Annotated in this window: 6 protein-coding genes; 4 read left to right on the top strand and 2 right to left on the bottom strand. The window is 71.9% G+C overall.

Annotated elements, in window-relative coordinates; translation table 11 throughout:
• Window positions 1-4: 4 nt before the first annotated feature.
• Genes ACN6LD_RS29110 through ACN6LD_RS29125 form a run of 4 tightly spaced genes read left to right on the top strand, consistent with a single transcriptional unit; the run spans window position 5 to window position 3,661 of the window.
• Window positions 5-1,135, top strand: a complete 1,131-nt coding sequence (locus ACN6LD_RS29110) for an aliphatic sulfonate ABC transporter substrate-binding protein (protein WP_445044768.1) — start codon at window positions 5-7, stop codon at window positions 1,133-1,135.
• A complete protein-coding gene (locus tag ACN6LD_RS29115; RefSeq protein ID WP_319188930.1) occupies window positions 1,132-1,944 on the top strand; it encodes an ABC transporter ATP-binding protein in 813 nt (270 codons plus the stop codon). The genes ACN6LD_RS29110 and ACN6LD_RS29115 overlap by 4 nt, the downstream gene beginning before the upstream one ends.
• Window positions 1,931-2,905, top strand: a complete 975-nt coding sequence (locus ACN6LD_RS29120; protein ID WP_445044769.1) for an ABC transporter permease — start codon at window positions 1,931-1,933, stop codon at window positions 2,903-2,905. Before ACN6LD_RS29115 ends, ACN6LD_RS29120 begins: the two co-directional genes overlap by 14 nt.
• Window positions 2,906-2,911: 6 nt before the next feature.
• Entirely contained in the window at window positions 2,912-3,661 is a 750-nt protein-coding gene (locus ACN6LD_RS29125) for a sirohydrochlorin chelatase (protein ID WP_445044770.1), read from the top strand.
• A 453-nt stretch (window positions 3,662-4,114) separates the two neighbouring features.
• On the opposite strand, the gene ACN6LD_RS29130 is transcribed toward ACN6LD_RS29125, so the two are convergent.
• Together ACN6LD_RS29130 and ACN6LD_RS29135 are read right to left on the bottom strand one after the other, a co-directional pair.
• Window positions 4,115-4,714, bottom strand: a complete 600-nt coding sequence (locus ACN6LD_RS29130) for a TIGR03086 family metal-binding protein (RefSeq protein WP_445044771.1) — start codon at window positions 4,712-4,714, stop codon at window positions 4,115-4,117.
• A gap of 5 nt (window positions 4,715-4,719) precedes the next feature.
• Window positions 4,720-5,763 (bottom strand): ketopantoate reductase family protein, encoded by a 1,044-nt coding sequence (locus ACN6LD_RS29135; protein WP_445044772.1) that lies wholly within the window; start codon window positions 5,761-5,763, stop codon window positions 4,720-4,722.
• Between the last annotated feature and the right edge of the window lie 237 nt (window positions 5,764-6,000).

The raw sequence follows: 6,000 nt of genomic DNA on the forward strand, positions 1-6,000 counted from the left end.
CCCGGTGCCTGCCAGTCTCCCAACGTCACGGCTCCGCCGCGGCGTCGCGGCCCTAGCGGCCCTGCCTCTGCTCGCCCTCGCGGCCTGCGGCTACGGTTCGCAGGCCAAAGACGGCAACGCCAACGAGCAGGTCGCCGCCGGGGCGCAGAAGATCGACGGGCTCGACTCCGTGCGCATCGGTTACTTCGGCAATCTGACGCACGCGACCGCGCTGGTAGGCCGTGAGCAGGGCATCCTCCAAAAGGCGCTGGGCGCCACCAAGGCCTCGTACGCGACGTTCAACGCGGGCCCTTCGGAGATCGAGGCGTTGAACGCCGGTTCCCTCGACATCGGGTGGATCGGTCCGTCCCCGGCGATCAACGGGTATGCCAAGTCCGACGGCAAGAGCCTGCGCATCGTGGGGGGTTCGGCGTCCGGCGGGGTGAAGCTGGTGGTGAATCCTGACAAGGTCACCTCGCTCGCGGACGTCAAGGGCAAGAGGATCGCGACGCCTCAGCTCGGAAACACGCAGGATGTGGCGTTTCTGAACTGGATCGCGAAGCAGGGCTGGAAGGTCGACGCGCAGAGCGGCAAGGGTGACGTGACCGTCGTCCGCAGCGACAACAAGGTGACGCCGGACGCGTTCCGGACGGGGTCGATCGACGGCGCCTGGGTGCCGGAGCCGACCGCCTCGAAGCTGCTCGCCGAGGGCGGAAAGGTGCTGCTGGACGAGGCGTCGCTGTGGCCCGACAGGAAGTTCGTGATCACGAACGTCATCGTGTCGCAGAAGTTCCTCGAGGAGCACCCGAAGGTGGTGGAGGCCGTGCTGAAGGGCTCGGTGGAGACCAACAGGTGGATCGGCGCCAACCCGGCGAAGGCGAAGGCGGCGGCCAACCGTCAGCTGGAGACGGACTCCGGCAAGGCGCTGCCCGCCGATGTGCTGGACCCGGCGTGGCAGTCGATCCGGTTCACCGACGACCCGCTGGCGGCCACCCTCGGCGCCGAGGCGGCGCACGCGGTCGACGCGGGTCTGCTGGAGAAGCCCGACCTCGAAGGCATCTACGACCTGACGATCCTGAACAAGGTCCTCGCGGCCGAGGGCGAGTCCGCTGTCGACGACGCCGGTCTGGGTGTCGACCGACCGAAGTCCCGATGAGTTCCCAGGAGGTGACGACCATGGCCACGACCTTCGCCAAGGCCGCCGAGCCCACCGAGTCCGTGACGTACGCGGCACGCCTCGACCACGTCTCGAAGTCCTTCGCGGGTCCGGGCGGGCAGCAGCTCGTCCTGGACGACATCACTCTCGACGTCGCGCCCGGCGAGTTCGTCACCCTGCTCGGGGCGTCGGGCTGCGGCAAGTCCACGCTGCTGAACCTGGTGGCCGGACTCGACCGGCCCACCGTCGGGTCCATCACGACGAACGGCCGCCCGGCGCTGATGTTCCAGGAGCACGCGCTGTTCCCGTGGCTGACCGCGGGCAAGAACATCGAACTCGCCCTGAAGCTGCGGGGGGTCGCGAAGCCCGAGCGGCGCGGCAAGGCCGAGGAGCTGCTCGAGCTGGTCCGGTTGAAGGGCGCATACGGAAAGCGTGTCCACGAGCTTTCCGGCGGTATGCGGCAGCGGGTGGCGATGGCCCGCGCGCTGGCCCAGGAGAGTCAACTCCTGCTGATGGACGAGCCGTTCGCGGCGCTGGACGCCATCACGCGGGACGTGCTGCACGACGAGCTCACCCGGATCTGGGGGGAGACGGGGCTGTCCGTCCTGTTCGTGACGCACAACGTGCGGGAGGCGGTGCGGCTCGCGCAGCGCGTCGTCCTGCTGTCCTCCCGGCCGGGCCGGGTGGCGCGTGAGTGGACGGTGGACATCCCGCAGCCGCGCCGGATCGAGGACGCCCCGGTGGCGGAACTGTCCCTCGAGATCACCGAAGTCCTGCGTGGGGAGATCCGCCGTCATGGCCAGCACTGAGACGAAGACGACGGAAGCGAAGACGACGGGAGCGAAGACGGCCGTGGCCGCGACGACCGGGGGGAGGACGACGGTGTCGGAGGGCACGGCGACGGAGGCGGAGGCCACCGGGCTGGCCGGCGTGGAGGCGGGTCTCGACGCGCTGGACGTCGTCGCGCCCACCGCGCGGGCGCCCTTCCGGCGGACGTTCGTCGACAAGATCCTGCCGCCGGTCGTCGCGACGGCGCTGCTGCTGGCGGTCTGGCAGATCACCTTCAAGACGGTGGACGACCCGACCAAGCTGGTGTCCCCGCTGGACGTCTGGCACACGCTCCGCCAGGCATGGCTCCAGGGCGAGCTGCTCGGCTACATCTGGACGAGCGTCTCCCGCGGACTGCTCGGCTTCCTGTTCGCCCTGGTGATCGGCACCCCGCTGGGCCTGCTGGTGGCACGGGTGAAGTTCGTGCGGGCGGCGATCGGGCCGATCCTGTCCGGCCTCCAGTCGCTGCCGTCGGTGGCGTGGGTGCCGCCGGCCGTGCTGTGGCTCGGCCTGAACAACTCGATGATGTACGCGGTGATCCTGCTGGGCGCGGTGCCGTCCATCGCCAACGGGCTGGTCTCCGGGGTCGACCAGGTGTCGCCGCTGTTCCTGCGAGCGGGCCGCACGATGGGGGCGACGGGGCTGAAGGGCACCGTGTACATCACGTTGCCGGCCGCGCTGCCGGGGTATGTGGCGGGTCTGAAGCAGGGCTGGGCGTTCTCGTGGCGCTCGCTGATGGCGGCGGAGATCATCGCCTCGTTCCCCGATCTCGGCGTCGGTCTCGGACAGTTGCTGGAGAACGGGCGCAACGCCAGTGACATGTCGATGGTGTTCGAGGCGATCCTGCTCATCCTGTTCGTCGGCATCGCGATCGACCTGCTGATCTTCAGTCCGCTCGAGCGGTGGGTGCTGCGCAGCCGCGGCCTGCTGGTGAAGAGCTGACGTCCCATGCACAAGAAGCCGGTTCTCCCCGCCCTGGTGGTGATCGCCCACGGCAGCCGTGATCCGCGGCATGCCGCGACCGTCCACGCCCTGGTGCGGCGGGTGCGGTCGCTGCGGCCGGGGTTGCGTGTAGAGACCGGTTTCCTCGATTTCAACGTGCCGTCCGTGCACGGGGTGCTGGAATCGCTGGCTGCGGACGGCGTCCGTGACGTCGTGGCGCTGCCGCTGCTGCTGACCCGTGCGTTCCATGCGAAGGCGGACATCCCGGCGGTGCTGCGGGACGCGCCGCCGCGGCTGCGGATCAGGCAGGCCGAGGTGCTCGGCCCGTCGCCGTTGCTGCTCTCCGCGCTGGAACGACGGTTGTACGAGGCGGGGCTGTCGCCCGCCGACAAGTCCTCGACCGGGGTCGTGCTGGCCTCGGCGGGGTCCTCAGACCCGGAGGCGATCGCAGTGATCGCAGAAATCGCGCGGGAGTGGCGGCGCACCGGTTGGTGTGCCGTGCGGCCTGCGTTCGCCTCCGCCTCTCTGCCGCGCACCGAGGACGCGGTCCGCGAACTGCGGGCGCTGGGGTGTGCACGGGTCGCCGTCGCGCCGTACGTCCTGGCCCCCGGCTTCCTGCCGGACCGTATCGCGCGCGGAGCGACCGAGGCGGACGTCCTCGCCGACGTGCTGGGCCCGGCGCCGGAGGTGGCCCGGGTGCTTCTGGAACGTTACGAAACAGCCCGGACACCGGCGCTGGCTGCTGTGGGGGCCTGAGGAGGCGGGGCCGCGGTTGACGGGCCCCCACCGCAGCCGACGTGCGTGCGCGCGCGGGCGACTCGTGGCGTACGAGTCGTGGCGTGCACGTCGCGGCGTACGACGCGTGGCGCGCACGGTAGTGGCGTGCGACTCGTGGCGCACACGGTAGTGGCGGTACGACTCGCGGCGCGCACGGTAGTGGCGTGCGAACTCATGGCGCGCACGTCGGGGCAGTGGCGGACGTCGGCACGGCGGGCGCGGATGTGCGCCGTCCGGGAGTCGCCGGAGCGAGGCCCCCCGCGGCCGAGAGGCGATTCGGCCGTCAGCCTCCCGATGTACGACAGCCGCCCCGGCCACGCCCTGCAGACCGACGGAGCGAAACGGCCGCCGGCGCTCCCCCGTGCAACCGCCGCCCCCTTTCCCCGGCCAAGCTCCCTCGCCACACACCGACCCACGGGGCGGACCCGGCCGTCAGCCTTGCGTTCGGACGGTCCCCTGGCGCGGGTCGCGGCCGCTCGCCGCGAGCGCCCGTTCGAACACCGGCGCGTCCCGCGCCACCGGCACCGCCGGCGCGAAGCCGTCGTAGCGGCGGTAGAGGTCGCCGTGCCGTTCGACGACGTGGAGGACGAACCGGGCCGCGTCGTCGCTGAGCCGGAACTCCTGGCCGGTGGAGACCGCCACGTCCCACCCGTGGACCGCCGTCTCCTTGACGATCAGCGAGGCCACCTCGGCGGCGGGCATCGCGGCCGTCCCGAGGTCGATCTCCCCCTCCCACACGGCCGGATCCGCCCATGCGGCGACAGCCCGGTGGAGCTGCTCGGCGTAGGCCGCCGCCCAGTGCGGGTCGGCGGTGAAGTCGCGGCCGGTCAGTTCGTCGGGCAGCGGCCTGCGCAGGGCACGGTGCTCCAGGCCGTGGGAGCTGTACAGGACCCAGTGGTCGACCAGGTCGCGCAGATTCCAACCGGGGCAGTGCGTGGGGTCGTTCAGCCGTTCCGCGGGGACGCCTCGGGCGACGCGCGACGCCTCGGCGGCGCATTCGGACAGGTACCGGTGGGTCTCGTCGTGCTTCATGCCGCTCACGCTAGGGACTGGGGTCCTCGGGAATCTTGAAGAAACGCGACAGCCGTGTCGGCCAGCGCGAGCAGGTCCGGCAGCGGCAGGGAACCGGGCGCCCGCCGCTCCCGGGCGAACTCGTTCGCAAGCCGTTGCAGCAACTCGTTCAGCGGGGTGGGCACGCCGTGCAGGCGGCCGAGAAGCACGATCTCGCCGTTGAGGTGGTCGGCCTCGATGGTCCCGGTGCCGCGGCTGAGGGACTGCCAGGAGGATCCGCCGCCGCGTGGAGCGCCGTCGAGCGGGACGAGGGTGATCTTGTCGCCGCGTGCGGCACGCTGTTCGTCGGTGCTCGCGTACGGGATGCCGGCGGCGCGCAGCACGCTCTCGCCCTCGGCCCGCACGCGCGCGTGGAGCGCCTCGGCGCGCGGGTCGCCGACCGGCCCGCTCACCGCTTCCAGCGCGTTGGCGAGGTTCGACAGGAGTTTGGCGTACTGCCAGCGGGAGACGTCCGGTACGACGGGCGCCTCGAAGCGCGCCTTCTCCAGGTCGGCGGCGACGCGGCGGACGGTGTCGTCGACGCCGTGCGGGTGGCGGCCGAGGTGCAGGATGCCGGTGAGCGGGCTGCCCGCGGCGGCGACGACGCCGGGGTCGACATGGGTGGACGGCAGCCAGACGCACACGCCGTAGACGTGTCGGAAGCGGCGCAGTGCCAGTCGCTGGCTCTCCACGCCGTTCTGCGCGCAGAACAGCGGCAGCCGCTCGGCCGCGGTGGCGCCGCCCTCGACCGGGGACGGGCCCCACGTCCGCAGGGCGGACTCGGCGTCCTGGGTCTTGACGGCGAGGACGAGGACGTCGTCGGCGCGCAGGGTGCCGAGTTCGGCCGGGCTCTCGACCACGGGCAGCCGGAACGTCAGCAGGCCTTCCGGGACGCGCAGCCGCAGTCCGTGCTCCGCGAGTGCCGCCCGGTGCGGGCCGCGCGCGACGAGCACGACCTGCTGCCCGGCCTCCGCCAGCCGTCCGGCGATCGTGCCCCCGACCGCCCCTGCCCCGATGATGACGTAGCGCATGGGGCGAGCCTCGCACAGCCGTCCGGCGCGCGGGCGGGATTCGTCGGCGTGAGGTGGCAACTCCCGGTGGGCAGGGGCCTGGTGGGTGAGGGCCCGGCGAACGGCACCCCCATGGAGGCCTCCACCCCCGTTATGTTGTTCGCGGTCCTGCAATGGGGCCGCTGGCCTCCGGGCCCGGTATGACTGTGTCCCCTCTGTCGATCGGATGACCTGGGGGGTGGTGTCGCCGGGTCCGTG

The organism is Streptomyces sp. SAS_272 (genome assembly GCF_052543235.1).